This window comes from Streptomyces sp. NBC_01571 (genome assembly GCF_026339875.1).
Classification (GTDB): domain Bacteria; phylum Actinomycetota; class Actinomycetes; order Streptomycetales; family Streptomycetaceae; genus Streptomyces.
Genome location: NZ_JAPEPZ010000001.1, coordinates 5,691,977 through 5,718,122, shown reverse-complemented (window position 1 = coordinate 5,718,122; position 26,146 = coordinate 5,691,977). Strand labels below are relative to the sequence as shown.

The window sequence follows — 26,146 nt, the reverse complement described above, 5'->3', positions numbered from 1 at the left end:
CCCTATGGCCGAGGTCACCGGCTACACCGTCACCGCCGGCACCAAGTACGACAACTTGCACACCATCGAGTGTCCCGGCTGGAGCGGCCCGGAGTCCGTGCTTTGGCAGCTCGCCGCGGTCCTCCAGGCCGACCTCGAAAGCCGCAACGAGTCCGAGGTGTACACCGCGAGGATCACCCGTCACGAGAAAGACGACGTGATACTCGACGCCGCCCAGCCCCCGGCTCCCGACCCGGTCCCGGACGCGGAGACGCCGGCCACCTGACCCACCCCTCACATGCCGCCCCGAGCCAGATGGCCGGGGCTTTCTCTATGCCTGGAGAACCCATGGCCACACCCATGACCCCCGCGCAGTGGCGCGCCGCTCTCAAGGCCGAGGGCGTCAAGTTCACCGAGTACGACGGCTGGACCACCCGCGGCCGCGACGCCGCCACCGGCAAGAGTTTCGGCCCGGTCCACGGCGTCCTCAACCACCACACGGCGGGCAGCAACAGCCTGCGCGCCGTCGCCGTGGACGGGGCGCCGAACCTGCCCGCGCCCCTCTGCCACACCTTCCTGCCCAAGAGCGGGATCGCCGTCATGGTGTCCTGCCACCGCGCCAACCACGCCGGCCTCGCCGCCGCGAACGTCATCAGCGCGCTCACCGCAGAGAAGGCCCTGCCCAGGCAGGACAAGTCCAGCACCGTCGACGGCAACGACTGCTTGTACGGCGTCGAGACGGAGAACCTCGGCAACGGCAAGGACGTCTACACCCGCGACCAGTACGACGCGTGGGTCCGCTGGAACGCGGCGATCTGCCGCCACCACGCCTGGGGTGCGGGCTCGGTCGCCGGCCACCTGGAGACCAGCGTCGAGGGGAAGATCGACCCGAAGGGCCCGGTCGAGGGCTACGGCTCGCGCGGCCGGTTCACGTTCTCCATGAAGCAGCTGCGCGCCGACGTCGACGAGCGGCTGAAGCACCCCGCGTCCTGGTCGCCGGACGCGACCATCTCGTACACCGTCGCCCGCGGCGACACCCTCTGGTCCATCGCCGCCTCGAAGCTCGCCGACGGCAACCGGTGGCAGGAGATCGCCACCCTCAACCACCTGAAGAACGCCGACGACATCGCCATCGGCCAGGTCCTCAAGCTCCCCAAGAAGTGAGGTAGCACCATGCCCGAGTTCACCCTGCCCGGCGACGCCGAGACCGTCGTCAGGACCGCGAAGACCTACGCGAGAGACCTCGCCGAGCGCGTCATCTGGACGTTCCTCACCGCGGCCGGAGGTGTCGCTCTCGCGGCTGGCCCGGCGAGCATGTTCTCCGCCTCGTTCTGGCAGACGGTCGGCGCAGCCGGGATCGCCGCGGCCGGCTCGCTCGTGAAGGGCCTGTTCGCGCGCGTCGTCGGCGCCAAGAACAGCGCGTCGACCGCGGCAAGCGTCTAACCCTGCACAGTGCGAGCGTCTTGGAGGTGGCATGGACGCCGCCCTCGTCACAGCAATCGGCGTGATCGGCAGCGCCGCGGTGGCCGGGGCGGCAGCCATGTACGGCTCGAAGGTCGCCGGGCGATCCCAGAGGGAGGGCAACGCGGTGACGGGCTTCAACTCGCTCACGGACCAACTGCAGGAAGAACGCAAGGAGCTGCGCGCCGACCTGGCCGCCCTGCGCCTCGAGCTGGCCGCGGAGCGAGCGGAGACGGCACGCCTGAAGCTGCTGGTACAGACGCTGGGAGGCGCACCGTGACGCGCACCGAGCGGGTCCTCGCCCGGAGGTGGAAGCCCATAGCTCTCCTCGCGTTCCTTCTGGCCCTCACCGGCGCCGTGCTCCTGGTGTACGTGCGCGTCCAGTCCGAAGCGGCGCGCGCCGACCAGCTCGCCGCCGAGGCCGACCTGCGCGGCACCGCCGTATCCACCCTTGCCGGGGATGTCCGGGCACTGCGGCAACAGGTGAAGGCCAAGGGCGGGACGCCGGTTGCCCCGGACCCGACCAAGGCCGTCAAGGATCTGCCCGACCGTGCAGCGGTCCCCGTCCCGATACCCGGACCGCCCGGCCCGAAGGGCGACCCCGGCCCATCTGGAACGCCCGGCACGCCGGGGCCGTCTGGCTCGCCAGGCCAGGACGGGCAAAACGGCGTCGGGCAGAACGGCGCCCCCGGCGTCGACGGGTCGGCAGGACCACCAGGACCGCAGGGCGACCCGGGGCCGGCCGGACCGCAGGGCGAGCAGGGGCCCGCGGGCGAGGACGGCAAGGATGGGCAGGCGTGCCCGACGGGCTACAGCTGGCAGGCCCCGGCCGACGACCCGGACGCCCTGGTATGCCGAAAGGACGGTGCGCCTCAGCCGACTGACAGTCCAAGCAGCGGCGGCCTTTTCTCACTCGGTCTCGACCCCACCCGTCGCCAGTACGCATGACTCCCTGACACGAAAAGCGGCCCTGCTCTCCTTCGGGAGGGCGGGGCCGCTTTCGTGCGTCCGGGGTCAGCCGGCCGTCTCGTCGGCACCGCCCGCGGGTGCCGCGATCACGAAGACGCCCATGCCGCTCACGGTCTCGACGAGCCCCTCGTCCTTCAGCAGCTGCACGGCCTTGCGCAGGGTGTCCCGGGCTACGCCGTAGGTCTGCTCCAGCTGCACCAGGGAGGGGATGCGGCGGCCGACGGGGATCGTGCCGTCGCTGATCTGGGTGCGGAGCGCTGCGGCGATCTGCCTGTACGGAGGTACGGGCCCCTCCCGGTCAATGCTCATGATCCAGAAAGTAGGCGGGTAAAGGTGGGTCACCATAGCTAGCCACGGGGGTAGCAGGGGGTAGTACGGTCTATACGGGTGAAGAAGAAAACCCCCGCGGCCGTGTCACCGGCCCGGGGCTTGGACGACGCTTCGAGGGAGCAGTCGACATGCCAGACGATACGCACACCCTGCCGCAGAGCACAGAGCAGGAACCGGTCGCCCGTCGATGCGACTGGCACAAGGGGCCATCCGAGACCGCGGTGATAGTCGACGCGATCGAGCGCAACAGCGCGCCGCCCATCCCGCTGTGGGCGTGCGCGCCGTGCCGCGAGCAGCGCCACCTGGTCCCGCTCGGCGAGGGCGTGAAGTCGTGAGCGCCCCATCCGTACAGCCGATCGCGCCCGTGGAGTACGGGGCCCTGCTGGACCACTGCTCCGGCTGCCGCTCCTGCCGCTCCGTCCCGGAGCGCGAGTGCCCGCAGGCCGGCGCACTTCTCCAGGAGTGGTCAACCGCGCAGCGGGCCGAGAGGGGGACCCGTCATGGCTGAAGGCAAGCAGGCGCCACCGAAGGGCAACCCGCCTGCACCGACCGGGCCCCGCGGCCTCGCCGGCTACTGCTGGGCGGAGCACGCGCCCACGCATCTCCACTGCACCAAGCCCGTCGGCCACGCCGGCGCCCACTGGCACGCGTACCAGAAGAAGAGCTGGTGAGACTCCCGGCGCTGGGGACGTAGCGGGACCAGCACCGGCGTGCGGCGCCCCTGTTCGTCGGCGAAGAGGGGGCGGCCGCACAAGGCCCCGGCCGGACGCCATCCGGTCGGGGCCTACTTCTTGTATGCGACGGTGCAGTCCTGCTTCACAAACTTGGACACCTCCGCGGTCTGCTCGATCAGAACCTCCTCCCGGTCTCGCTTCTTGAGCGCGATCTCCTTGGTCAACACTGGCACCCCCTCCTGGAAGCGCTGGATGAAGCTGTCGTACTCGGGGCTTCCCGGGAGGTACGTCTTGTCGAACTCGCGCGCCAGCTGGCTGCTCTCGTCGCCGATCCCAGCGTTGATTGCCTGCCGCCACCCCGTGACGATCCGCGCCGTCACGAGTGCCGTGCAGACCCGCACGTCCTTGAGGCTGGGATCAGCACTCTCGCGCGCATCCCGCTCCGCCTTCAGCTGATCGAGACTCTTGTCCTCGTCCTTCGGGCCGTCGCTGCAACCCGAGAGCAGCACAGCGGTTATCCCGATCGAAACGGCCAGCCTTTTCCTCATGGATCCCCCAACCTTGGGCGGCCCTCCCCAGGCCGCGCGAAGGATCATCGTCATGGAGAACCGCGTTTGACGTCCCGACTTCTCACCTATTCGCTGAACCTGCAGACAGGCCCCGGCCGGATCACCCCCGGCCGGGGCCGTTTTGCGCCCAACCTTGGATTCGAAGGCGAGCACGAGCAGCGCCGAATTGGACCACAAAACCGCAGGTCAGCGAGGTTAACCGATCGGTTAACCCGGCCTCCCGAACAAGATCCTTCCAGTGGTGGTACGAAGCCACATTGGGGTTGCCCGAGCCGGTACCCCCGCTGATCAGGAAGGACAACCGGGCCTCCAGCAGGGCCCGCAGCACACGGTCCCCGCCGGGCGGCACCGTGCCGGCGGCCACCAGTTCGTCGAGCGTGAACGCGCGGGGGCGTACGACGCGCAGCGACAGGCAGGTGGAGCCGACGGCGACCGGTGGCAGCACCGCGTGCAGCCGGGTGCCGTCCGGTAGCCGGGCGTCGACCCAGGGGCGCGCGTCGTCGAGCCTGCGTCCGGCCACGGCCGCGAGGCGCTGCGCGAGGCGTCGTACGGCCGCCGCGTCCGGGAAGGAGACCGCCGTCAGTTCCAGACCGCCGCCCCGGTCGACCCAGACCCGATCGGGCGCCGACACCAGGACGTCGGTGACCGACGGGTCGGCGAGCAGCGGTTCCAGAGGTCCGCTGCCGACCAGTTCCGAGCGCAACTGCCGGGCCGCCCCGAGCACTTCGGCGTCACCGAGGACGCGGCCCTGTGCGCGCAGGGCCTGTGCCACGCGTGCCGGTGTGGGCTCCGACCCGCTCTCGGCGAGCCACTGCCGTACACCGTCCAACAGCTCCGTGCGTCCCGTGGGCCCCATGCGCCCCACGGCTCCTGACGGTCCGGCCCTGCCGCCCGGCCCCACGGACCCCGTACGCCCACGCGGGCCTGACGGACCTGATGGCTCTGACGGACCTAATAGACCCGGCGGTCCTGTAGGCCCCGCAGGCCCAGCCGCCACTGCCGTCCGCCGTGTCCGCGCCGGCGGATCCTCGGCTCGGCCCGGCGCCGCGAATCCTCCCGGCGCCGCGGCTCGCGTCCTCGCCACGGTGTCCCGGTTCATGCGCCCGTTCATGCGCCCCCGCCCTCCCTCGCCACCCGATCCCAGAAGGCGGTGCAGAACCGGGCGAGTGGCCCCCGTACCGCTCCGCCGGGTGGCACGCCGGCGTCCAGCAGCGGGGATTCGGCGGGCACTTCACCGACCAGTGGCAGCCCGAGCAACCGGGCCACCTCGCGGTCGTCGAGTCCCGGAGCGTAGGGACCCCGGACCACCACCCGCAGATCGCGCAGGACCATGCCGACCGCGGACGCCACCCGTCCTGCCGCCGCGATCGCGCGCAGGTCGGCGGGGACCACCAACAGTCCCAGGTCGAGCTGGGCGAGGGCCTCCGCGACTCCGTCGTCGACACGGCGGGGCAGGTCCACGACCACCGCGCCGCCCCGCCGTCTGGCCGCGGCCAGAACGGCGCGGACCGCCTGCGACGGGACGACGACGGAGTCACCGCGATCCCAGCTGAGGACGCGCAGCGCGTGCAGTTCGGGCAGGGACTCCTCCAGCGCGCCACCGCCGACCCGGCCGCGGGAGGCGGCGAACGCCGGCCAGCGCAGGCCCTCCACCGCCTCTCCGCCGAGCAGTACGTCGAGTCCGCCGCCCAGGGGATCGGCGTCCACGAGCAGGGTGCGGCGTCCCTCGCGCGCCGAGGTGACGGCGAGCGCGCAGGCGAGCGTGGACGCACCCGCGCCGCCCCGGCCGCCGATCACGCCCACCGTGAGCGCGGGCCGGCCCACGCCCTCGGCCACATCGGCGATGCGGTCGACCAGCCACTGCTCGCCGTCAGGCAGCATCAGGACATGGTCGGCGCCGATCTCGACGGCCCTCCGCCAGACGCCCGAGTCGTCCTGGTCCCGCCCGACCAGCACCACCCCCCGCCTGCGCACGGCGCCGCGCACCCGCCGTGCGGCGTCGTCGCCGACCAGTACCAGCGGTGCCGCCTCCCAGCTGCCCCCGCGCTCCGGCACACCGTGGTGCACCTCCGGCCTCGCACCCGCCGCCGCGCACAGGCGCAGCAGGTCATCGAGGAGTTCGACGTCCTCCGTGACGATCAATGGTCCGCCCTGCCGCCCGTCGGCGGCGGGTGGCACGTCGTGTGTGATGGCTCCCGCCACGATCTCCAGCCCCCTTCGCTGCTGCTTGCGCGGAGCCCGCGGGGTCCCTGGGACCCGCGATTCCCGCCCGTGCGGAGAACCGGCAAGCGGCCTCCATATGAACGGCCGGTACGAACCGGCCAAACGCGTCCCACAAACGGAACCGGGCGTGAACTTGCCGCGAGGAACTCGCCGCGAGCGGGACGCGCTGCAATCACGGTGCAGCGATCCAGGAAATCGTGTGGATCTTGGTCGATAACTGTGGACAACTCAGTGGTTGTGAATATCGCGTTCACCCAAACCGGAGCGCATCGCGCGAGTTTCACAGAGCAGCGTGACAGCTACACACGGTGACGGATCATGGGTACGCCAAAAGGGCCGCCGCAGCGGTGGCAACAGGGTTCCGGGGCCGCGCAAGAGAGGGGAAAAACCCATCCGGACATGCGACGACCCCCGCCGGGGGGGAGAGCGGGGGTCGTCCCCACGGCCGACTCGGGGGGGGAGGAGTCGGACCGGGTTAGCACGGTCGCGAACGATCCGTGACTTCCATGGTGTACCCGAGAGCCCTCTCAGGCAAACCCACGCGCCCCAAGGTAGCCCGAATGGCGGGCGCCTATGCTCGGGCTCGTGGAAAACCACTCCTTGCCTCGCACAGCTGCCTTCTTTGACCTGGACAAGACGGTCATTGCGAAGTCGAGCACGCTCACGTTCAGCAAGTCGTTCTACCAAGGCGGGCTGATCAACCGCAGGGCCGTCCTGCGCACCGCATACGCCCAGTTCGTGTTCATGGCGGGCGGCGCGGACCACGACCAGATGGAGCGGATGCGCGCCTACCTGTCCGCGCTCTGCCGCGGCTGGAACGTCCAGCAGGTCAAGGAGATGGTCGCCGAGACGCTGCACGACCTGATCGACCCCATCATCTACGACGAGGCCGCCTCGCTCATCGAGGAGCACCACACCGCCGGACGCGACGTGGTGATCGTGTCCACGTCGGGCGCGGAGGTGGTCGAGCCCATCGGGGAGCTGCTCGGCGCCGACCGGGTGGTGGCCACCCGGATGGTCGTGGGCGAGGACGGCTGCTTCACCGGCGAGGTGGAGTACTACGCCTACGGGCCGACGAAGGCCGAGGCGGTGAGGGAACTGGCAAAGTCCGAGGGATACGACCTGGCGCGGTGCTACGCGTACAGCGACTCGGCGACCGACGTCCCGATGCTGGAGTCCGTCGGGCACCCCCACGCGGTGAACCCGGACCGCACGCTGCGGCGCGAGGCAGCCGCGCGCGGGTGGCCCGTTCTGGACTTCCACCGCCCGGTGCGGCTCAAGCAGCGGCTGCCCGCGCTGTCGGTGCCGCAGCGCCCGGCCCTGGTCGCGGCCGCGGCGATAGGTGCGGCGGCGGCCACGGCGGGACTCGTCTGGTACGCGAGCAGGCGGCGCGCGACGGCGCTGTGAGGACGCCGCGCACGTGCGTCCCGTGGGCGCGTGCGGAGCAAATTACGGCCCGATTCGCAGGCTTTTGAACCTGAAAGTAAAGAAGTGCAGCCAGGGGTTCCGCTTCCTCCGGACCTGGAGTAGAAAGGTTTTAACGGCCCGCGAGACCAAGGACATCCGAAAGGATCACCTTAAAACTCAACCAAGGCCCCACGGACCGAGCATGCGCACCAGGCACCCACGCGACGTCGACCCGTCGATTACGGGCCAGCCGCACCAGGTGACGGGCAGCAGTTCCCGACCTGATGGGCAACACATCGAGGACGCTTGGTAACCCGGTGAGCATGCCAGCGGCGGTACGAGAACTCGTACCGCCGCAACCCTGTTCCAGGACCTAAGCCGCCCCGCGCTGAAGCGCCTCGCAGACGGCCGTCGACTCCCTGGCCCCCAGTCCGACCGCCTTGCCGCAGTGGGTGATCCAGGCCGCCATACCCTGCGGGGTACCCGAGACGTAACCCTCCAGGGCCGCCAGATACGCCGCGCGGCCCAGTTCGGCGTGACCGACCTCCGCCGGGCAGACGGACTTCGGGTCGAGTCCACTGCCGATCAGCACGATGCGCTCCGCCGCGCGCGCGACCAGGCCGTTATGGGTCCCGAAGGGGCGCAGGGCGAGCAGTTCGCCGTGCACGACGGCCGCCGTGACCAGTGCCGGGGCCGCGCCGCCGGCGATGATCAGCTGAGAGAGCCCCTCCAGCCGGCCCGCCACCTCGGCGGCGCCCGGCAGCGGCAGTTCGACGAGCGGCTCGTCGACCGGTTCGCCGTCCTGGCGCGGCCGGCCGACCGCGTCCTCCCCGTCCGCGGCCGCGACGAGATGCAGCCGCGCCAGCACCCGGAGGGGCGACTGCCGCCAGATGGAGAGGAGTTGGCCCGACTCGGCGGTCAGCCGGAGGGCCGCGCCGACCTTGCGGGCCTCGTCGTCCCCGCTGAAGTCGGTGCGGCGGCGTACCTCTTCGAGGGCCCAGTCGGCGCCGGACAGCGCCGCGGAGCCACGTGCGCCGCGCAGCGCGGCCTCGGAGGTGATCTCGTTGCTGCGACGTCGCATGATCCGGTGCCCGTAGACCCGGTCCACCGCCTTGCGGACGGACTCCACGGATTCGGCCACCCCGGGCAGCGAAGCCAGGGTCGCGAGCGGATCGGCGGTCGCGCCTGTCGTACTCATGAGTACGACACTACGCACCCCGGCCGCCCGCCCCACGAAGGAGTGGTCTTCTTCACCCCGCACGAGCACCCTGAGCCATCATTCCACTACTCTTGGTGAACATGAAAATTGCTTTCGTGGGGAAGGGCGGCAGCGGCAAGACCACGCTGTCCGCCCTGTTCGTCCGCCATCTCGCCGCCTCGGGGGCGCCGGTCGTCGCGGTGGACGCCGACATCAACCAGCATCTCGGGGCCGCACTCGGGCTCGACGAGGAGGTGGCCGCGGGTCTGCCCGCCATGGGCGCCCGGCTACCCCTGATCAAGGACTACCTGCGCGGTTCCAACCAACGGATCGCGTCCACCGCGACGATGATCAAGACGACCCCGCCCGGCGAGGGTTCACGGCTGCTGCGGGTGCGGGAGAACAACCCGGTGTACGACGCCTGCGCGCGGCCGGTGGAACTCGACGGCGGCGACGCCCGTTTGATGGTCACCGGTCCGTTCACCGAGGCCGATCTCGGGGTGTCCTGCTACCACTCCAAGACCGGCGCGGTGGAGCTCTGTCTGAACCATCTCGTCGACGGCAGGGGCGAGTACGTCGTCGTCGACATGACCGCTGGCTCCGACTCCTTCGCGTCCGGCATGTTCACCCGCTTCGACATGACGTTCCTCGTCGCCGAGCCCACCCGGAAGGGAGTCTCCGTCTATCGCCAGTACAAAGACTACGCCGGGGACTTCAACGTCGCCCTGAAGGTCGTCGGCAACAAGGTGCAGAGCCAGGACGACATCGACTTCCTCCGTGCCGAGGTCGGTGACGACCTCCTGGTCACGGTCGGGCACTCGGACTGGGTGCGCGCCATGGAGAAGGGCCGCCCGCCTCGGTTCGAGTACCTGGAGGACGCCAACCGCCGCTCCCTGCGCACCCTGCAGGTCGCCGCGGACGCCATGTACGAACTGCGGGACTGGGAGCGCTACACGCGTCAGATGGTGCACTTCCACCTGAAGAACGCGAGCAGTTGGGGCAACGAGAGGACCGGGGCGGACCTGGCGGCGCAGGTCGACCCCGGTTTCGTACTCGGGGAGGGACTGGTGGCTACGGCTTGACCGCCGGCGCCCCGGGGACGCCCTTCGGAGCGGGGGCGGGGCGACCGGAGAGGAAGGACGCCCAGCCCCGCTTGGGGGCCTCGCCGACGTTGAGGCCGCGCAGCTTGTCGAGCGTGGCCGGGTCCTGGGCGTCGAGCCAGTCGGCGAGCCGGTGGAACGAGACGCAGCGGACGTCGGGCTTGTTGCATACGTATCCGATGACCTGGTCGAGGGCGCGCATGTAGGTGCCGCCGTTCCAGGACTCGAAGTGGTTGCCGATGACCAGCGGGGCGCGGTTGCTGTTGTAGGCGCGCCGGAAGCCCTTGAGCAGGCTGTCACGCACCTGGTCGCCCCAGAGCTCCCGCTTGTGGGGGTCGCCCTGGGTCTGGGTCCCCGACTGGTTGACCATGAAGTTGTAGTCCATGGTGAGCTGCTCGCCGGAGTGCCCGGCGAAGGGCACGAGCTGCATGGACAGGTCCCACAGGCCGTCCTTCTTCTTGGGCCAGACCTGGTTGTCGACACCGCTGGTGTCGTAGCGGAAGCCCAGCTGCCGGGCCGCCTTCACGAAGTTCTTCTGCCCCTCCAGGCAGGGCGTGCGGGCGCCGATGAGCTCCTTGTCGTAGTCGAAGGGCAGCGCGGGGGCGCTCTTCATGCCCGTGTTGGTCTTCCAGGACTTCACGAAGGACTTCGCCTGGGCGATCTCACTCTTCCACTCCTCGACCGACCAGTCACCGACGCCGCCCCCCGGCCCGCAGAAGTGGCCGTTGAAGTGCGTACCGATCTCGTTGCCCTCCAGCCACGCGCCACGCAGCTGCTGCAGGGTGTTCCTGATGCCCTCGTCGTCGTTGAAGCCGATCTCCGAGGTGCCCGGCGAGTGCTTCGGCGGCCTGTACAGGTCGCGCTTGGCCTCCGGCAGCAGGTACACGCCGCTCAGGAAGTACGTCATCGTCGCCCGGTTGGCCTTGGAGATCTTCCGGAAGTGCGAGAAGAGCTTCTGGCTGTCCTCGACGGCGCCGTCCCACGAGAAGACCACGAACTGCGGGGGTTTCTTCCCGGGCTTCAGTTTCTCGGGTCTGGGCAGGTGCGGCTGCGCCCCGGTGTACGCGGTGGAGCCGTCACCGATCAGCCCTACGGCGCCCTGGGGTGCGTGGGCCCCCGCGACAGCCTCCTTCGCGCCGTGCGCACCCTCCTTGGATCCGGTGGTGCCGGTGGCGCAACCGGCGAGCGCCGCGGCACAGGCCGCGGCGAGTGCTACCCCCACGGCGATCCTCTGGGTGGCGGCCATCTCCGTCCACCTTCTTCCTTCGGTCGGGGCAACGCCGTCGAGGGCGTCCTGGGAGATCTGCGGCGAATTCCGACAGCGCCGCCAAGGTCGCACGAGCCCGAGACCGAATAATTACGACAAGCCGATATAGAGACCCGTTCACCCTTGAAGGTGACTTCTTGCCCCATTTGCGAGTAACGTCCGCACAACGCCTTTACTCTGCATTACGATCTATTTACCGATCGTTGAAAATCCCGCCGCTGCACGCCGTGACCCACGGCCGCGATCCTCCCCCGCCTTCCTGGCTTGGGACCACCTGTTCCGCGACCGCGCTGCCCCGGAGGAGACGGGAATGTCTGCCTGCGTCCCCACCCGCGCCGCCGACTCGACTCGGCCGAAGCCCATCCACCCGCCCCACAGCCGCCCGCCGGTTCCGCCCCGCCGATTCCGTATCGCGGGCGCCGATCTGTCGGCCTCGATCGCGGTCTTCCTGATCGCGCTGCCCCTGTCCCTCGGTATCGCCCTCGCCACCGGCGCCCCGCTCCAGGCGGGGCTGGTCGCCGCCGCCGTGGGCGGACTCGTCGTCGGCCGGCTCGGCGGCTCACCGCTCCAGGTGAGCGGGCCCGCCGCCGGGCTCACGGTCGTCACCGCCGAGCTCATCCACCGCTACGGATGGCGCACGACCTGCGCCATCACCGTCCTCGCCGGACTCGCCCAACTGGGCCTCGGCTGCCTGCGCGTCGCCCGCACGGCGCTCGCCGTCAGCCCCGCCATCGTGCACGGCATGCTCGCGGGGATCGGCGTGACCATCGCCATCGCCCAGTTGCACGTCGTACTGGGCGGCACCCCGCAGAGTTCCGTCCTCGAGAACTTCCGCGCCCTGCCCGCCCAGTTGGCGCACGTGCATCCCGGGGCGGTGTCGATGAGCGTGCTGACACTGGCGCTCCTGTTCGCCTGGCCGCGGATTCCCGGTCGGGTCGGACGCACCCTGCGCATCGTTCCCGCCGCGCTCGTCGCCGTCGCCGGGGCCACCGCGACCGCCTCGCTCGCCGGGCTGGTCCTGCCCAAGGTCGACCTGCCGTCCTGGAGCAGCCACGCCCTGGCCGGGCTGCCCGAGGGGCCGGTGCTCGGGATCGCCGCCGCCGTCCTCACCACCGCGCTGGTGTGCAGTGTGCAGTCGCTGCTCGGTGCCGTGGCCGTGGACAAGCTGGTGGCCGGGCGCCCCGAGCTGCAGGCCCGGGTGGGCCGGTCCCGCCTGGACCGGGAGCTGCTCGGGCAGGGCGCCGCGAACGCCGTCTCCGGCGCGCTCGGTGGGCTGCCCGTCGCCGGCGTCGCCGTCCGCAGTTCGGCGAATGTGCAAGCCGGTGCCGTGAGCCGGAACTCCACGATGCTGCACGGCGTTTTCGTAGTGATCGCCGCGCTGCTGATGGTCCCGATCCTGGAGCTGATCCCCCTCGCGTCGCTCGCCGCCCTGGTGATGGCCGTCGGCATCCAGATGGTCTCCCTGCACCACATCCGCACGGTCACCCGCCACCGCGAGGTACTGGTGTACGCGGTCACCACGCTCGGCGTCGTGCTCCTCGGAGTTCTGGAGGGCGTGGCGCTGGGGGTCGCCGTGGCCGTCGTCGTCGCCATGCACCGCCTCGCGCGCACCCGCGTCACCCACGAGGAAAGAGGAGGAGTCCATCACATCCACGTCTGCGGCCAGTTGACCTTCCTCGCGGTGCCCAGGCTCAGCCGCACCCTGCACCTGGTACCCCGAGGCGCGTCCGTCGTCGTCGAGTTGGACGGTTCGTTCATGGACCACGCGGCGTACGAGTCGCTGCAGGACTGGCAACAGGCGCACTTCGCGCAGGGCGGCACGGTCGAGCTGACCGGACGGGCCGGCGCCCGGATCGCCGAGCCCTCGGACTCGTCGCACTGCCGCTGCCGGCCCTGGACACCCTGGCGCAACCACCACTGCGAGCCCTCCACCAACCCGCAGTCCGGGTCCCCCGGCGGCCGGTCGGGCGAGTCGAGCGCACCGGATGGGCCTGGCGAGTCCGGTGGTTCCGGCGAGCCGGGCCGAGCGGCGGGTTCCTCCGGGCAGAGCGGATCGGGCGATCACCGTGGACGCAGTGACCACCAACTCGCCCGTGGCATCAGCGCGTTCCAGCGCAACACCGCGCCCCTGGTGCGGGACGAGCTGGCACGGCTGGCACGAGAAGGGCAGCAACCCTCACAGCTGTTCCTGACCTGCGCCGACTCACGGCTCGTCACCTCGATGATCACCTCCAGTGGCCCCGGCGACCTCTTCGTCGTACGCAACGTGGGCAATCTCGTACCGAGGCCCGGGGAGGAGAGCGGTGACGATTCGGTGGCCGCGGCGATCGAGTACGCGGTGGACGTGCTGCATGTGCGGTCCATCACGGTGTGCGGGCACTCGGGATGCGGGGCGATGCAGGCCCTGCTCAGCTCGGAGCCCGGCGGAGCGCAGACGCCCCTCAAGCGGTGGCTGCGGCACGGGCTGCCCAGCCTGGAGCGGATGGCCGCCGAGGAGCAGCCGCGGGCCAGGCTCGCCGGACGGGCCCCGGCCGACGCGGTGGAACAGCTGTGCCTGACCAACGTGGTGCAGCAGTTGGAGCACCTCCGCGCCCACGACTCCGTGACACGGGCCCTGCGGGAGGGCGCGCTCGAACTGCACGGGATGTACTTCCACGTCGGCGAGGCACAGGCGTATCTGCTGGTCGACCAAGACGGCGGCGAGCTGTTCGATCACGTCGGAGCGACGCAGGATCTGCGCCGTCCCGCGTGAGCCCGCCGTGGTGCGCGGCCCCGGTCGACGGGGTCGCGCACCATCTGCCGGTCCCGTCGGGCGCGCGCCGAACGGGTTTATTCGGCCGGGGTGCGGCGTGCCGATCGGCGCGGACGGATTCGCCGGTGCGCCGCGCCACCGGCCTCCGGCCCCCACCTCCGGTTGCCGACTCCGCACCGCCGGAATCGCATTGCTCGCCTCGCATTGCCGGCCTTCCCACCGGCCCTTTCTCCCCGTCCTTCCCGCCCGATGTTCCTCGGGGTCCAGGACTGACCCATGCCGGTCCGGCCTCGGTGTGCGAGCGCCCCCGAGGATGGGGGCGGACCGCACACGGGGCACCTTGTCCCCACCCGCTTCCGCCCTCGCTGCCCTCGCACTCCTGGGGGCAGTTTTGCGTGTGGGGAGGCCGACACACGACACCCCCTGTGCTCACAACGGTTGTAGGTGCCAGGATCGGACAGGGGTTGACCAGGACGCGGGAACGGCCGGTAGATTCGGACGGCCCGGAAATTGGTCTACACCATGCGACGTCGTTGTCCGCGTGTTGGGAGTCTTGGGAATGAGTAACGAGCGTCCGTCCATCGCCAACATGCTGAAGGAAGAGCGCAGGTTCGCGCCGCCCGCCGACCTGGCAGCGAACGCCAATGTCACCGCGGAGGCGTACGAGCAGGCCAAGGCTGACAGGCTCGGCTTCTGGGCCGAGCAGGCCCGCCGCCTGACCTGGGCCACCGAGCCGACCGAGACGCTGGACTGGTCGAACCCGCCGTTCGCCAAGTGGTTCGCCGACGGGAAGCTGAACGTCGCGTACAACTGCGTGGACCGGCACGTGGAAGCCGGGAACGGCGACCGGGTCGCCCTCCACTTCGAGGGCGAGCCGGGTGACAGCCGCGCGATCACCTACGCCGAGCTGAAGGACGAGGTGTCCAAGGCCGCCAACGCCCTGATCGAGCTGGGCGTGGGCAAGGGCGACCGGGTCGCCGTCTATCTGCCGATGATCCCCGAGGCCGTCGTCGCGATGCTGGCCTGCGCCCGGATCGGAGCCGCGCACTCGGTCGTCTTCGGCGGGTTCTCCGCGGACGCGATCGCCACCCGCATCCAGGACGCCGACGCCAAGCTGGTCATCACCTCCGACGGCGGTTACCGCCGCGGCAAGCCGTCCGCGCTCAAGCCGGCCGTGGACGACGCGGTGAGCCGGGTCGACGGGGTCGACAAGGTGCTGGTGGTGCGCCGCACCGGGCAGGAGGTCGACTGGACCGAGGGCCGCGACGTCTGGTGGCACGAGATCGTCGACCGCCAGTCCGCCGAGCACACGCCGGAGGCGTTCGACGCCGAGCAGCCGCTGTTCATCCTGTACACGTCCGGGACGACGGGAAAGCCGAAGGGCATCCTGCACACCTCGGGCGGCTACCTCACGCAGGCCTCGTACACCCACCACGCCGTCTTCGACCTCAAGCCGGAGACCGACGTGTACTGGTGCACGGCCGACATCGGCTGGGTCACCGGGCACTCGTACATCACGTACGGGCCGCTCTCGAACGGCGCGACGCAGGTGATGTACGAGGGAACGCCGGACACCCCGCACCAGGGGCGGTTCTGGGAGATCGTGCAGAAGTACGGGGTGACGATTCTCTACACCGCGCCCACCGCGATCCGTACGTTCATGAAGTGGGGCGACGACATCCCCGCGAAGTTCGACCTGTCCTCGCTGCGGGTCCTCGGGTCCGTGGGCGAGCCGATCAACCCCGAGGCGTGGATCTGGTACCGCAAGCACATCGGGGCGGACCGGACGCCGATCGTGGACACGTGGTGGCAGACCGAGACCGGCGCGATGATGATCTCGCCGCTGCCGGGAGTCACCGAGACCAAGCCGGGGTCGGCGCAGCGGCCGTTGCCGGGCATCTCTGCGACGGTCGTCGACGACGAGGCCCAGGAGGTTCCCAACGGGGGCGGCGGGTACCTCGTGCTGACCGAACCGTGGCCGTCGATGCTGCGGACGATCTGGCGTGACGACCAGCGGTTCCTCGACACGTACTGGTCGCGTTTCGAGGGAAAGTACTTCGCCGGGGACGGCGCCAAGAAGGACGAGGACGGGGACATCTGGCTCCTCGGACGGGTCGACGACGTGATGCTCGTGTCCGGGCACAACATCTCGACCACGGAGGTCGAGTCGGCGCTCGTGTCGCATCCGGCGGTCGCCGAGGCCGCGGTGGTCGGCGCGGCGGACGAGACGACCGGGCAGGCGATCGTGGCGTTCGTGATCCTGCGGGGAACGGCCTCCGCGGACGACGCCGGTCTCGTCGCCGGCCTGCGCAACCACGTGGGAGCGACGCTGGGGCCGATCGCCAAGCCCAAGCGGGTGCTGCCGGTCGCGGAGCTGCCGAAGACCCGTTCCGGGAAGATCATGCGGCGGTTGCTGCGTGACGTGGCGGAGAACCGGGAGCTCGGGGACGTCACCACGCTCACGGACTCCACGGTGATGGAACTGATCCAGGAGAAGCTGCCGGCGGTGCCCAGCGAGGACTGAGGGCTCCCCCGCTCTCCCGCCCCGGTCTCGGTGTGGGGGCACCGCGCGTGCCCCCACACCCGAGCGTCCACACCCTCCCCCGGAACCCTTCATCCCGTATGTCCGTATGGCGCATTATCGGTCTGTAATGACAAGGTAAACTGAGGCCTCAGGGTGTGCCGGGAAGTCTGGTCGGCAACGTCGTCGGCGACCCCGCCTGACGGTCGTCAGCGAGTCGTACCGACCCGGAGGTCCCCGCCGTGGCCGCGCCCCGTGCCAGCAGCACCACCAGCAACCGAAGGTTTCTCGGACGGCTGTCGCTGCCCGAGCGGAACTTCGTGGCGGAGGCGCTGCGAACCGAGACCGTCGGCGGCGTCCTCCTGCTCGTCGCCGCGATCGCCGCGCTGATCTGGGCCAACACTCCCCTGCGGGACAGTTACACCACCGTGGGCGACTTCCACTTCGGGCCCGCGGCCCTCGGACTGAATCTGTCCGTGGAGCACTGGGCGGCCGACGGACTGCTCGCCGTGTTCTTCTTCGTCGCCGGTATCGAGCTCAAGCGCGAACTGGTGGCGGGGGACCTGCGCGACCCGAAGGCCGCGCTGCTGCCGGTCGCCGCGGCGGTCTGCGGAATGGCCGTCCCCGCGCTCGTCTACGCCCTCACCAACGTCGCGGGCAAAGGATCCCTGGCCGGCTGGGCCGTACCCACCGCCACCGACATCGCCTTCGCGCTCGCCGTGCTCGCGGTCATCGGCACGTCCCTGCCGTCCGCGCTGCGCGCCTTCCTGCTCACCCTCGCCGTCGTCGACGACCTGCTCGCGATCCTGATCATCGCGGTCTTCTTCACCGACACCCTCGACTTCGCCGCGCTCGGCGGGGCCGTCGTCGGGCTCGGCGTGTTCTGGGTGCTCCTGCGCAAGGGCGTACGAGGGTGGTACGTGTACGTGCCGCTCGCCCTCGTCATCTGGGGGCTGATGTACAACAGCGGCGTCCACGCCACCATCGCCGGTGTCGCCATGGGCCTGATGCTGCGCTGTCACCGGCACGAGGGCGAGGAACACTCGCCCGGCGAGCACGTCGAGCATCTCGTGCGGCCTCTCTCCGCCGGACTCGCGGTGCCGCTGTTCGCGCTGTTCAGCGCGGGTGTCGTGGTCTCCGGCGGGGCGCTGGCGGACGTGTTCACACGACCCGAGACGCTCGGTGTCGTCCTCGGACTCGTGGTCGGCAAGTCGGTCGGCGTCTTCGGCGGCACCTGGCTCACGGCCCGGTTCACCAGGGCCTCGCTCAGCGACGACCTGGCCTGGCCCGACGTCTTCGCCGTCGCGAGCCTCGCCGGGATCGGCTTCACCGTCTCCCTGCTCATCGGCGAACTGGCCTTCGCCAAGGACCCGGCGCTCACCGACGAGGTCAAGGCCGCCGTCCTGGTGGGCTCGCTCATCGCGGCCGTACTCGCCACGGCGCTGCTGAAGATACGCAACGCCAAGTACCGTGCGCTGTGCGAGGCGGAGGAGCGCGACGAGGACAGCGACGGCATCCCCGACATCTACGAGCAGGACAACCCGGCGTACCACCTGCGGATGGCCGAAATCCACGAACGGAAGGCCGCCGAGCACCGAAGGCTTGCCGAAGTGACGGGCGGGGCAAGCGGGGAGAACGACCGTCCGGCATGATCTGACCAGACGACACAAACACCCGCAGAAGCCAGACGGTACACACATGCAGAAGAGGGAGTCCGCGATGAGCGCACCCGACGGCAGCCCGGTCGGCGCCGAACGCAGCATCGGCCAGCTGGTCGCCTCGGCGACGACCGAGATGTCCGCACTGGTGCACGACGAGATCGCACTGGCGAAGGCGCAGCTCAAGCGGGACGTCAAGCGCGGTGCGACCAGCGGTGGCGCGTTCACGGCGGCCGGGGCGGTGCTGATCTTCTCCCTCCCCATGCTGAGCTTCGCACTGGCGTACGGCATCCGGACCTGGACCGCCTGGAACCTCGCGATCTGCTTCGTCCTGTCGTTCGCGGCGAACGTGCTGGTCGCCGGCGTCCTCGCGCTGATCGGTGTGGTCTTCGCGAAGAAGGCCAAGAAGGGCAAGGGACCGCAGAAGGTCGCCGCCTCGGTGAAGGAAACGGCGGGCGTCCTGCAGAACGCCAAGCCGCACCCCCGGCCGGCACCGGTCGAGGACGCCCTGGAAGCTGTGGCACGCTCATCCTCATGACGGACCCCGCCACACCTTCGGCGCAACCCACCTCGGTCGTACGGCTCGACATCCCCGGCGCCAAAGAGGTGACCCACCGGGACGTCGCCGCCAACGGCGCGCGCTTCCACATCGCCGAGATGGGCGACGGGCCACTGGTCCTGCTGCTGCACGGGTTCCCCCAGTTCTGGTGGACCTGGCGCCGGCAGCTGGTGGCGCTCGCCGACGCCGGGTTCCGGGCCGTCGCCATGGACCTGCGGGGTGTCGGCGGGAGCGATCGCACTCCGCGCGGCTACGACCCCGCCAACCTCGCGCTCGACATCACCGGGGTCGTACGGTCCCTCGGGGAACCCGACGCCGCGCTGGTCGGGCACGATCTGGGCGGCTACCTGGCGTGGACGGCGGCCGTGATGCGCCCCAAGCTGGTGCGCCGGCTCGTCGTCTCCTCCATGCCGCATCCCCGGCGCTGGCGTTCGGCGATGCTCTCCGACGTCAGGCAGACCTCGGCGAGTTCGTACATCTGGGGGTTCCAGCGTCCCTGGATTCCCGAACGCCAACTCGTCGCGGACGACGGTGCCCTGGTGGGCCGTCTGCTGCGGGAGTGGTCGGGGCCGCGACTGCCGGACGACGAGGCCGTGGACAACTACCGCCGCGCCATGTGCATCCCCTCGACGGCGCACTGCTCCGTCGAGCCGTACCGGTGGATGGTGCGGTCCATGGCCCGCCCGGACGGGATCCAGTTCAACCGGCGTATGAAACGGCCCGTTCGGGTGCCGACGCTGCATCTGCACGGCTCGCTCGACCCCGTCATGCGGACGCGGAGTGCCGCGGGTTCCGGGGAGTACGTCGAAGCCCCGTACCGCTGGCGGCTGTTCGACGGTCTCGGCCACTTCCCCCACGAGGAGGACCCGGTGGCGTTCTCGACCGAACTCGTCAACTGGCTGCAGGATCCCGAGCCCGACCGGTAGGTCGTTTTCGGCCAGTCGGCGACCCCCTTCGGTGACCGTCCGATCGCGCGCGGTACGCGAAGGGGAACGTCTGTCCTACGAACAGCCAAATGCCTCGCGCATAGGCCAATTGGGGGCCCGAGGCGTGGTTATCGACCTTGGGGCAGGGGCAGACGTCGGGGTATGGGCTGGACGCACGACTACAGTGACGCACCACGCAACCGCCGCTCGGCCACGGGCCTGAGCTCCCATCAGAGGGGCACCCCGCAGCTGCCGGGCACGGGCCTCCAGGTGGGAATCCCGCGCATTCTGCGCCGTCGGGCCCGCTGGGTCTCGGTGCGATTGCGCCATCCGCGCGGCTGAACCGCCGCCACGCCCGGCGACCCGCTCACCCCGGTCGTCCGGTCACACGCTCACCCTGATTCATCCGCTCGCCCCGATCGTGCGGACACCCGATCGGTCCGGCCGCCCCGAGGGACGTACCGAACGCCGTGGCGGTGTGGCGGACGCGTCGGGCGGCGGACGGATTCGAGGGTCGCCGTCAGAGCGCGCAGCTGTCGCTGTCGACCTGCTGGTTGGCCGCACGACCCTGGGTGACGTCCGGCTGGACCTCGTCGGCGGTGAGGGCGTATCCGGTGTTGGCGTCGTCGAGGGACTTCGCGAAGACCACTCCGTACACCTTGCCGTCGGACGTGAGCAGCGGGCCGCCCGAGTTCCCCTGCCGGACGGTCGCGTAGAGCGAGTAGACGTCGCGGCGCACGGTCTTGCGATGGTAGATGTCCGGACCGTTGGCCGTGATCCGGCCGCGCACGCGCGCGGGTTGGACGTTGTACGCGCCGTTCTGCGGGAAGCCGGCGACGATCGCGTTGTCGCCGCTGCCCGCGTCCCGGCTGGTGAACCGCAGGGCCGGAGCGTTCAGGTTCGGTACGTCGAGTACGGCGATGTCGCGCTCCCAGTCGTACAGGACGACCTTGGCGTCGTACTTCCTGCCCTCGCCGCCGATCTGGACGGTGGGCTCGTCGACGCCGCCGACCACGTGCGCGTTGGTCATCACCCGCCGGTTGCCGAAGACGAAGCCGGTGCCCTCCAGGACCTTGCCGCAGCTCTGCGCGGTCCCCATCACCTTGACGATGGAATCCCGGGCGCGGACGGCGACGGGGCTGTTCGTGAGCGCCGGGTCGGGGGGCTGGACATCGGTGATCGGTTCGTTCGCGAAGGGGCTGAAGACCTGAGGGAAACCGTTCTGCGCGAGAACCGAGGAGAAGTCGGCGAACCAGGTGTCGGCCCGGGAGGGCAGCGCGCGTGAGACCCCGAGCAGCACCTTGGAGCCGCGGACCTCCTTGCCGAGTGTCGGCAGCGTCGTGCCGGCGAGGGCCGAGCCGATCAGCCAGGCGACCAGGAGCATCGCGACGACGTTGACGAGGGCGCCGCCCGTCGCGTCCAGGGCGCGGGCCGGGGACCAGGTGATGTACCGGCGCAGCTTGTTGCCCAGGTGCGTGGTGAGGGCCTGGCCGATGGAGGCGCAGACGATCACGACGACCACCGCGACGACGGCGGCGGTCGTACTCACCGTGGCGTCGTCGGTGAGGGCGGCCCAGATGACGGGGAGCAGGTAGACGGCGACGAGACCGCCGCCCAGGAACCCGATCACCGACAGGATGCCGACGACGAAGCCCTGGCGGTAGCCCACGATCGCGAACCACACGGCGGCGACCAGCAGCAGGATGTCCAGCACGTTCACGAACGACACCCTGTCACGCGCGCCAGTCGAGCGGGACCTGCTTCTCGCGGTCCCAGGGCAGCTCCCAGCCCGCGAAGTGCAGCAGACGGTCGATGATGCCCGCGGTGAAACCCCACACCAATGCCGATTCGACCAGAAATGCCGGACCTCGGTGGCCGCTGGGGTGCACGGTCGTGGCGCGGTGGGCGGGGTCCGTGAGATCCGCCACGGGGACGGTGAAGACCCGGGCCGTCTCGGCCGGGTCGACCACGCCGACCGGGGTCGGCTCGCGCCACCAGCCCAGGACGGGCGTGACCACGAAGCCGCTCACCGGGATGTACAGCTTGGGCAGGACACCGAAGAGCTGGACACCGCCGGGGTCGAGCCCGGTCTCCTCCTCGGCCTCGCGCAGCGCGGCCCGCAGCGGTCCGTCGGCCTTCGGGTCGCCGTCCTCCGGGTCCAGGGCGCCACCCGGGAAGGAGGGCTGTCCGGCGTGCGAGCGCAGCGAGCTGGCGCGCTCCATCAGGAGCAGCTCGGGGCCGCGGGCGCCCTCTCCGAAGAGGACGAGGACGGCGGACTGCCGTCCCGCGCCGTCGGCCGGCGGCAGGAAGCGGCTCAGCTGGAGCGGCTCCACGGTCTCGACGGCGTGCACCACCGGGTCGAGCCAGGCGGGCAGGCCGTCCTTGGTCACCAGCACGGGGGCACCGCCCGGCGTCGCGCCACTCGGCGTGTGGGCGCCGGGTGTTGCGTGCGCGCCTGCCGTTGCGTGTGCGGCGGGTGTTCCGTGCGCGCCGGGCTCGCCGTGCGTTCCGTCCAACCGGCCGTGCGTGCCGTCGGGGCCGGACTCGTCGTACCTGTCGATGTCGTGGGTCTCCATGTGCCTGCTGTGCGTGTCGCTCGCGTGCTTCATCGCCACCCCCGTTCCGTTCCCACCGCACCGGCCGGTGTCGTGCCCGCCGTCATCCGGCGCCCAGCGGGGGTGCCGGAATGCCGCCCGCGTCGAGGTAGGCCTGCGGGGGGTTGAGCCGCTGACCGGGGTAGCCGCCCTTCTCGTACTTCAGAAGCTTGCGCGCCTTCTCCGGGTCCGTCTCGCCCTCCCCGTACGCCGGGCAGAGCGGGGCGATGGGGCACGCGCCGCACGCGGGCCTGCGGGCGTGACAGATACGGCGGCCGTGGAAGATCACGTGGTGGGAGAGCATCGTCCACTCGCTCTTCGGGAAGAGCGCGCCGACGGCGGCCTCGATCTTGTCGGGCTCCGTCTCGTCGGTCCACTGCCAGCGGCGTACGAGCCGCTGGAAATGGGTGTCCACGGTGATGCCCGGGCGTCCGAAGGCGTTCCCGAGCACCACGAAGGCCGTTTTGCGACCCACGCCCGGCAGTTTGACGAGGTCTTCGAGACGGCCGGGGACCTCGCCCCCGAACTCCTCCGCCAACGCCTTGGAGAGCCCTATCACCGCCTTGGTCTTGGCCCGGAAGAAGCCCGTCGGCCGCAGGATCTCCTCGACCTCCTCGGGGTTCGCGGCGGCGAGATCCTCGGGGGTGGGGTACTTGGCGAAGAGCGCCGGGGTGGTCTGGTTCACCCGCAGGTCGGTCGTCTGCGCCGACAGGACCGTGGCGACGACCAGCTGGAAGGCGTTCTCGAAATCCAGTTCCGGGTGGGCGTACGGGTACACCTCGGCGAGTTCGCGGTTGATACGGCGGGCTCTGCGGACGAGGGCGGTGGACGGCTCGGCGACGAGCGGCTTCTTGACGGCAGCCGTCTTCATGGCGACGGCCTTGCCGGGAGCCGCCTTCTTCACGGCAGCCGTCTTCTTCGCAGCGGCCTTCGAGGATGTGGCCTTCTTGGTCGTCGCCGTCACCTTCTTGACCGTTGCGGTCGCCTTCTTCGTCGCGGCTGTCGCCTTTTTGGCGGCCTTCTTCACCGCCGGTTTCACCGGCGCCGGATCTGTCACTTTTGTCGATTTCATGCTTCCATCGGGGCCCTGTTCGCCCACAGCGGAATCGCGACGTACAACCATCCGCCCAGCCCCCTTGGCCTGTGCTCTACCGGCGATTTGGACACCCGGCCAGCCTAGAGCCCAGCACCGACATCCGCCCCGGACCCAGAAGATCAGCCTCCAATTGGCCCCCTGCCGCACTGCCCGCGACGCCCGTACGGCAGACTTGTGACTGATCACACTGTTTGGACTGTCCAGCAAGATGGGGAACACGCTCCCCTGGTACCACGGGGGAGCAAGATCCCCTGAGCAGGTCGACAAGGAGAGAACTCGTGGACGACGTTCTGCGGCGCGCCCCGCTCTTCGCGGCGCTCGATGACGAGCAGGCCGCGGAGCTCCGCGCCTCCATGAGTGAGGTGACGCTCGCACGCGGCGACGCTCTCTTCCACGAGGGCGACCCCGGGGACCGCCTCTACGTGGTCACCGAGGGCAAGGTGAAGCTCCATCGCACCTCCCCCGACGGCCGGGAGAACATGCTGGCCGTCCTCGGCCCCGGTGAGCTGATCGGCGAGCTGTCGCTGTTCGACCCGGGCCCGCGCACGGCGACCGCCTCCGCGCTGACCGAGGTCAAGCTGCTGGGCCTCGGCCACGGCGACCTCCAGCCCTGGCTGAACGCGCGCCCCGAGGTGGCCGCCGCCCTGCTGCGCGCCGTCGCCCGCCGCCTGCGCAAGACCAACGACCAGATGTCCGACCTGGTCTTCTCGGACGTGCCCGGCCGGGTGGCCCGCGCGCTCCTGGACCTCTCCCGCCGCTTCGGCGTGCAGTCGGAGGAGGGCATCCACGTCGTCCACGACCTGACGCAGGAGGAGCTGGCCCAACTGGTCGGCGCGTCCCGCGAGACGGTCAACAAGGCGCTCGCCGACTTCGCGGGCCGCGGCTGGCTGCGCCTGGAGGCCCGCGCGGTGATCCTGCTGGACGTGGAGCGCCTCGCAAAGCGTTCCCGCTGACCGGCCTCGCCGTTCGCACGTGAGTGAACACATGGGGCCCCGCCGTACGGCGGGGCCCCATGTGTGTCCGGTCCCGCGGGCAGAAGCACCGGTCCTCCGACCGGTTCAGGCCGCGGTCGAGCGGCTCGGACCGGCCCACGGCCGACCGGCCTAGATCAGGCCGTGCTCCCTCAGGTAGTCCATCTGTGCCCGGACGGAGAGTTCGGCGGCGGGCCACAGTGAACGGTCCACGTCCGCGTAGACGTGCGCGACGACCTGGTGCGGCGACCTGTAACCGTTCTCGACCGCCGTCTCGACCTGGGCGAGGCGATGGGCTCGGTGGGCGAGGTAGAACTCGACGGCACCCTGGGCGTCCTCGAGCACGGGCCCGTGGCCGGGCAGGACCGTGTGCACCCCGTCGTCGACCGCGAGCGAGCGCAGCCGCCGCAGCGAGTCGAGATAGTCGCCCAGGCGGCCGTCAGGGTGGGCCACGACGGTCGTACCGCGGCCGAGGATGGTGTCACCCGTCAGGACGGCCCGATCGGCCGGGAGATGGAAGCACAGCGAGTCGGCGGTGTGCCCGGGGGTCGGGACCACGCGCAGTTCGAGACCGCCCACGACGACGACGTCGCCGTGCGCCAGTCCCTCGTCCCCGAGCCGCAGCGCCGGGTCCAGCGCCCGTACCTTCGTCCCCGTCAGCTCGGCGAACGACGCGGCGCCCTCCGCGTGATCGGGGTGCCCGTGGGTCAGCAGGGTCAGCGCGACCCGCTTCCCGGCCTTCTCGGCCGTGTCGACCACCGCGCGCAGGTGTACGTCGTCCAGCGGTCCGGGGTCGATCACCACCGCGAGTTCGGAGTCCGGCTCCGAGACGATCCAGGTGTTGGTGCCGTCCAGGGTCATCGCGGACGCGTTGGGGGCCAGTACGTTCACGGCGCGCGGGGTGGCGGGGCCGGAGAGGATCCCGCCTCGCGGCTGGCCGGGGAGGGCGGCGGCGTCGGTCATGCCGGGGCTCCACCGGTGGGGACGTGCTTGGTGAACTCGTCGTGACCGGGCCAGGCGAGGACCACTTCGCCGTTCTCCAGACGGGCCCTGGCCAGGACGGGCGTCAGATCGCGGGCGGGTGCGGCGGCGAGGACGTCGGCCGCGCTGTCGTACGGGATCAGCTGGCGCAGGGTCGCGACGGTCGGCGGCATCATCAGGAGCTCGCCCTTGTCGTATCCGTCCGCCGCGTCCGCGGGGCGGATCCACACGGTGCGGTCGGCCTCCGTGGAGGCGTTGCGGGTGCGCTGCCCGTCCGGGAGGGCGGCCACGAAGAACCAGGTGTCGTAGCGACGGGTCTCGAACTCCGGGGTGATCCAGCGGGTCCAGACGCCCAGGAGGTCGGATCTGAGGACCAGGCCCCTGCGGTCGAGGAACTCGGCGAAGGAGAGGTCCCGGGCGACCAGGGCTGCGCGGTCCGCCTCCCACTCGTCGCCGGTGGTGTCGCCGACCACCGTGTCCGGCGTGGGGCCGGCCAGGAGGACGCCGGCCTCCTCGTACGTCTCGCGGACCGCGGCGCAGACGACCGCCTGGGCGGACGTCTCGTCGACTCCGAGCCTGTCGGCCCACCACGCGCGCGTGGGGCCCGCCCAGCGGATGTGGTGATCGTCGTCGCGGGGGTCCACGCCGCCGCCCGGATACGCGTACGCGCCTCCGGCGAAGGCCATGGTGGTGCGTCTGCGCAGCATGTGCACCACAGGGGTGGCGTCGGTGTCCTTGAGCAGCATGACGGTGGCGGCCCGCCTGGGGGGCACGGGTGTCAGCGTGCCCTCCGCGAGCGCGCGGATCCGCTCGGGCCATTCCGGTGGATACCACTGCCCATTCGCCATGGCCGGAGGCTATCCCGAGCCGGGCGAATGTTCGAGGGGCCCCGGTCGATCAAGGGCGACCAC

General features: G+C 70.7%; 27 protein-coding genes and 1 pseudogene. 17 read left to right on the top strand and 11 right to left on the bottom strand.

What is annotated here, in order from left to right:
- The first annotated feature begins 4 nt into the window (after positions 1-4).
- The 5 genes from OHB41_RS25770 to OHB41_RS25750 all read left to right on the top strand — a co-directional run bounded on the left by OHB41_RS25770 (position 5) and on the right by OHB41_RS25750 (position 2,388).
- Positions 5-265: a hypothetical protein gene (locus tag OHB41_RS25770; protein ID WP_266700543.1), complete on the top strand. Its 261-nt coding sequence runs from the start codon at positions 5-7 to the stop codon at positions 263-265.
- Between the two features lie 62 nt (positions 266-327).
- Positions 328-1,143 carry an N-acetylmuramoyl-L-alanine amidase gene (locus OHB41_RS25765; RefSeq protein WP_266700542.1) on the top strand — a complete coding sequence of 272 codons (816 nt, stop codon included), beginning with the start codon at positions 328-330 and terminating at the stop codon, positions 1,141-1,143.
- Positions 1,144-1,152: 9 nt separating this feature from the next.
- Complete coding sequence (locus tag OHB41_RS25760) at positions 1,153-1,422, top strand: hypothetical protein (RefSeq protein WP_266700541.1); 270 nt, start codon at positions 1,153-1,155, stop codon at positions 1,420-1,422.
- 31 nt (positions 1,423-1,453) lie between these two features.
- Positions 1,454-1,720, top strand: coding sequence for a hypothetical protein (locus OHB41_RS25755; RefSeq protein WP_266700540.1), 267 nt, complete (start codon positions 1,454-1,456; stop codon positions 1,718-1,720).
- Positions 1,717-2,388 carry a collagen-like protein gene (locus OHB41_RS25750; RefSeq protein WP_266700539.1) on the top strand — a complete coding sequence of 224 codons (672 nt, stop codon included), beginning with the start codon at positions 1,717-1,719 and terminating at the stop codon, positions 2,386-2,388. The genes OHB41_RS25755 and OHB41_RS25750 overlap by 4 nt, the downstream gene beginning before the upstream one ends.
- A 66-nt stretch (positions 2,389-2,454) precedes the next feature.
- Here OHB41_RS25750 and OHB41_RS25745 read toward each other — a convergent pair whose 3' ends face one another.
- Positions 2,455-2,718, bottom strand: coding sequence for a GntR family transcriptional regulator (locus OHB41_RS25745; RefSeq protein WP_266700538.1), 264 nt, complete (start codon positions 2,716-2,718; stop codon positions 2,455-2,457).
- A 149-nt stretch (positions 2,719-2,867) separates the two neighbouring features.
- On the opposite strand from OHB41_RS25745, the gene OHB41_RS25740 reads away from it, so the two are divergent.
- Genes OHB41_RS25740 through OHB41_RS25730 form a run of 3 tightly spaced genes read left to right on the top strand, consistent with a single transcriptional unit; the run spans position 2,868 to position 3,410 of the window.
- A complete protein-coding gene (locus OHB41_RS25740) occupies positions 2,868-3,074 on the top strand; it encodes a hypothetical protein (protein ID WP_266700537.1) in 207 nt (68 codons plus the stop codon).
- Positions 3,071-3,247 carry a hypothetical protein gene (locus OHB41_RS25735; RefSeq protein ID WP_266700536.1) on the top strand — a complete coding sequence of 59 codons (177 nt, stop codon included), beginning with the start codon at positions 3,071-3,073 and terminating at the stop codon, positions 3,245-3,247. The genes OHB41_RS25740 and OHB41_RS25735 overlap by 4 nt, the downstream gene beginning before the upstream one ends.
- Positions 3,240-3,410: a hypothetical protein gene (locus tag OHB41_RS25730; protein WP_266700535.1), complete on the top strand. Its 171-nt coding sequence runs from the start codon at positions 3,240-3,242 to the stop codon at positions 3,408-3,410. Before OHB41_RS25735 ends, OHB41_RS25730 begins: the two co-directional genes overlap by 8 nt.
- A 113-nt stretch (positions 3,411-3,523) precedes the next feature.
- Here the strand turns inward: OHB41_RS25730 and OHB41_RS25725 are convergent, their stop codons facing one another.
- From OHB41_RS25725 to ssd, 3 genes and pseudogenes are all read right to left on the bottom strand, one after another.
- Positions 3,524-4,015, bottom strand: a complete 492-nt coding sequence (locus OHB41_RS25725; RefSeq protein ID WP_266700534.1) for a hypothetical protein — start codon at positions 4,013-4,015, stop codon at positions 3,524-3,526.
- A gap of 214 nt (positions 4,016-4,229) precedes the next feature.
- Positions 4,230-4,838, bottom strand: a pseudogene (locus tag OHB41_RS25720) (ATPase, T2SS/T4P/T4SS family); the annotation flags it as partial.
- Positions 4,839-5,089: 251 nt separating this feature from the next.
- Positions 5,090-6,184 (bottom strand): septum site-determining protein Ssd, encoded by a 1,095-nt coding sequence (gene ssd / locus OHB41_RS25715; protein WP_266700533.1) that lies wholly within the window; start codon positions 6,182-6,184, stop codon positions 5,090-5,092.
- Between the two features lie 594 nt (positions 6,185-6,778).
- On the opposite strand from ssd, the gene OHB41_RS25710 reads away from it, so the two are divergent.
- On the top strand, positions 6,779-7,612 hold the full coding sequence (locus OHB41_RS25710; RefSeq protein WP_266700532.1) for an HAD family hydrolase: 834 nt from the start codon (positions 6,779-6,781) through the stop codon (positions 7,610-7,612).
- A 373-nt stretch (positions 7,613-7,985) separates the two neighbouring features.
- Here the strand turns inward: OHB41_RS25710 and OHB41_RS25705 are convergent, their stop codons facing one another.
- Positions 7,986-8,810: a Fic family protein gene (locus OHB41_RS25705; protein ID WP_266700531.1), complete on the bottom strand. Its 825-nt coding sequence runs from the start codon at positions 8,808-8,810 to the stop codon at positions 7,986-7,988.
- A gap of 101 nt (positions 8,811-8,911) precedes the next feature.
- Here OHB41_RS25705 and OHB41_RS25700 point away from each other — a divergent pair, with 101 nt between their 5' ends.
- Positions 8,912-9,892 carry an ATP-binding protein gene (locus OHB41_RS25700; protein ID WP_266700530.1) on the top strand — a complete coding sequence of 327 codons (981 nt, stop codon included), beginning with the start codon at positions 8,912-8,914 and terminating at the stop codon, positions 9,890-9,892.
- Here OHB41_RS25700 and OHB41_RS25695 read toward each other — a convergent pair.
- Positions 9,882-11,156, bottom strand: a complete 1,275-nt coding sequence (locus OHB41_RS25695; protein ID WP_266700529.1) for a polysaccharide deacetylase family protein — start codon at positions 11,154-11,156, stop codon at positions 9,882-9,884. The genes OHB41_RS25700 and OHB41_RS25695 overlap by 11 nt on opposite strands.
- 331 nt (positions 11,157-11,487) lie before the next feature.
- Here OHB41_RS25695 and OHB41_RS25690 point away from each other — a divergent pair, with 331 nt between their 5' ends.
- The 6 genes from OHB41_RS25690 (at position 11,488) to OHB41_RS25665 (ending at position 19,935) form a co-directional block, all read left to right on the top strand.
- Positions 11,488-13,929: a bifunctional SulP family inorganic anion transporter/carbonic anhydrase gene (locus OHB41_RS25690; protein ID WP_266700528.1), complete on the top strand. Its 2,442-nt coding sequence runs from the start codon at positions 11,488-11,490 to the stop codon at positions 13,927-13,929.
- Between the two features lie 559 nt (positions 13,930-14,488).
- On the top strand, positions 14,489-16,453 hold the full coding sequence (gene acs, locus OHB41_RS25685) for an acetate--CoA ligase (RefSeq protein WP_266700527.1): 1,965 nt from the start codon (positions 14,489-14,491) through the stop codon (positions 16,451-16,453).
- Positions 16,454-16,692: 239 nt separating this feature from the next.
- Positions 16,693-18,102, top strand: a complete 1,410-nt coding sequence (gene nhaA / locus OHB41_RS25680) for a Na+/H+ antiporter NhaA (protein WP_266700526.1) — start codon at positions 16,693-16,695, stop codon at positions 18,100-18,102.
- Between the two features lie 67 nt (positions 18,103-18,169).
- Positions 18,170-18,646 carry a phage holin family protein gene (locus tag OHB41_RS25675; protein ID WP_266700525.1) on the top strand — a complete coding sequence of 159 codons (477 nt, stop codon included), beginning with the start codon at positions 18,170-18,172 and terminating at the stop codon, positions 18,644-18,646.
- A complete protein-coding gene (locus OHB41_RS25670; RefSeq protein WP_266700524.1) occupies positions 18,643-19,593 on the top strand; it encodes an alpha/beta fold hydrolase in 951 nt (316 codons plus the stop codon). The genes OHB41_RS25675 and OHB41_RS25670 overlap by 4 nt, the downstream gene beginning before the upstream one ends.
- A gap of 162 nt (positions 19,594-19,755) precedes the next feature.
- Positions 19,756-19,935 (top strand): hypothetical protein, encoded by a 180-nt coding sequence (locus OHB41_RS25665; RefSeq protein ID WP_153289398.1) that lies wholly within the window; start codon positions 19,756-19,758, stop codon positions 19,933-19,935.
- A gap of 178 nt (positions 19,936-20,113) precedes the next feature.
- Here OHB41_RS25665 and OHB41_RS25660 read toward each other — a convergent pair whose 3' ends face one another.
- The 3 genes from OHB41_RS25660 to nth form a co-directional block, all read right to left on the bottom strand.
- Positions 20,114-21,313, bottom strand: coding sequence for a MarP family serine protease (locus OHB41_RS25660; protein ID WP_266700523.1), 1,200 nt, complete (start codon positions 21,311-21,313; stop codon positions 20,114-20,116).
- A 13-nt stretch (positions 21,314-21,326) separates the two neighbouring features.
- Positions 21,327-22,169, bottom strand: a complete 843-nt coding sequence (locus tag OHB41_RS25655) for an NUDIX hydrolase (RefSeq protein WP_451288846.1) — start codon at positions 22,167-22,169, stop codon at positions 21,327-21,329.
- Positions 22,170-22,251: 82 nt separating this feature from the next.
- The gene (gene nth / locus OHB41_RS25650; RefSeq protein ID WP_266700522.1) at positions 22,252-23,259 is read right to left on the bottom strand and encodes an endonuclease III; all 1,008 of its coding nucleotides are present in this window, start codon (positions 23,257-23,259) and stop codon (positions 22,252-22,254) included.
- A 302-nt stretch (positions 23,260-23,561) separates the two neighbouring features.
- On the opposite strand from nth, the gene OHB41_RS25645 reads away from it, so the two are divergent.
- Positions 23,562-24,236, top strand: coding sequence for a Crp/Fnr family transcriptional regulator (locus OHB41_RS25645; protein WP_016642758.1), 675 nt, complete (start codon positions 23,562-23,564; stop codon positions 24,234-24,236).
- A gap of 150 nt (positions 24,237-24,386) precedes the next feature.
- On the opposite strand, the gene OHB41_RS25640 is transcribed toward OHB41_RS25645, so the two are convergent.
- Together OHB41_RS25640 and OHB41_RS25635 are read right to left on the bottom strand one after the other, a co-directional pair.
- On the bottom strand, positions 24,387-25,217 hold the full coding sequence (locus OHB41_RS25640) for an MBL fold metallo-hydrolase (RefSeq protein ID WP_266700521.1): 831 nt from the start codon (positions 25,215-25,217) through the stop codon (positions 24,387-24,389).
- Positions 25,214-26,083, bottom strand: coding sequence for an NUDIX hydrolase (locus tag OHB41_RS25635; protein WP_266700520.1), 870 nt, complete (start codon positions 26,081-26,083; stop codon positions 25,214-25,216). Before OHB41_RS25635 ends, OHB41_RS25640 begins: the two co-directional genes overlap by 4 nt.
- Between the last annotated feature and the right edge of the window lie 63 nt (positions 26,084-26,146).

Coding starts and splice junctions, on each gene's coding strand:
- OHB41_RS25770 (WP_266700543.1), top strand. CDS start 5: ATGGCCGAGGTCACCGGCTACACCGTCACCGCCGGCACCAAGTACGAC.
- OHB41_RS25765 (WP_266700542.1), top strand. CDS start 328: ATGGCCACACCCATGACCCCCGCGCAGTGGCGCGCCGCTCTCAAGGCC.
- OHB41_RS25760 (WP_266700541.1), top strand. CDS start 1,153: ATGCCCGAGTTCACCCTGCCCGGCGACGCCGAGACCGTCGTCAGGACC.
- OHB41_RS25755 (WP_266700540.1), top strand. CDS start 1,454: ATGGACGCCGCCCTCGTCACAGCAATCGGCGTGATCGGCAGCGCCGCG.
- OHB41_RS25745 (WP_266700538.1), bottom strand. CDS start 2,718: ATGAGCATTGACCGGGAGGGGCCCGTACCTCCGTACAGGCAGATCGCC.
- OHB41_RS25740 (WP_266700537.1), top strand. CDS start 2,868: ATGCCAGACGATACGCACACCCTGCCGCAGAGCACAGAGCAGGAACCG.
- OHB41_RS25730 (WP_266700535.1), top strand. CDS start 3,240: ATGGCTGAAGGCAAGCAGGCGCCACCGAAGGGCAACCCGCCTGCACCG.
- OHB41_RS25725 (WP_266700534.1), bottom strand. CDS start 4,015: ATGACGATGATCCTTCGCGCGGCCTGGGGAGGGCCGCCCAAGGTTGGG.
- OHB41_RS25710 (WP_266700532.1), top strand. CDS start 6,779: ATGCTCGGGCTCGTGGAAAACCACTCCTTGCCTCGCACAGCTGCCTTC.
- OHB41_RS25705 (WP_266700531.1), bottom strand. CDS start 8,810: ATGAGTACGACAGGCGCGACCGCCGATCCGCTCGCGACCCTGGCTTCG.
- OHB41_RS25700 (WP_266700530.1), top strand. CDS start 8,912: ATGAAAATTGCTTTCGTGGGGAAGGGCGGCAGCGGCAAGACCACGCTG.
- OHB41_RS25695 (WP_266700529.1), bottom strand. CDS start 11,156: ATGGCCGCCACCCAGAGGATCGCCGTGGGGGTAGCACTCGCCGCGGCC.
- OHB41_RS25690 (WP_266700528.1), top strand. CDS start 11,488: ATGTCTGCCTGCGTCCCCACCCGCGCCGCCGACTCGACTCGGCCGAAG.
- acs (WP_266700527.1), top strand. CDS start 14,489: ATGAGTAACGAGCGTCCGTCCATCGCCAACATGCTGAAGGAAGAGCGC.
- OHB41_RS25675 (WP_266700525.1), top strand. CDS start 18,170: ATGAGCGCACCCGACGGCAGCCCGGTCGGCGCCGAACGCAGCATCGGC.
- OHB41_RS25670 (WP_266700524.1), top strand. CDS start 18,643: ATGACGGACCCCGCCACACCTTCGGCGCAACCCACCTCGGTCGTACGG.
- OHB41_RS25665 (WP_153289398.1), top strand. CDS start 19,756: ATGGGCTGGACGCACGACTACAGTGACGCACCACGCAACCGCCGCTCG.
- OHB41_RS25655 (WP_451288846.1), bottom strand. CDS start 22,169: ATGGAGACCCACGACATCGACAGGTACGACGAGTCCGGCCCCGACGGC.
- nth (WP_266700522.1), bottom strand. CDS start 23,259: ATGAAATCGACAAAAGTGACAGATCCGGCGCCGGTGAAACCGGCGGTG.
- OHB41_RS25640 (WP_266700521.1), bottom strand. CDS start 25,217: ATGACCGACGCCGCCGCCCTCCCCGGCCAGCCGCGAGGCGGGATCCTC.
- OHB41_RS25635 (WP_266700520.1), bottom strand. CDS start 26,083: ATGGCGAATGGGCAGTGGTATCCACCGGAATGGCCCGAGCGGATCCGC.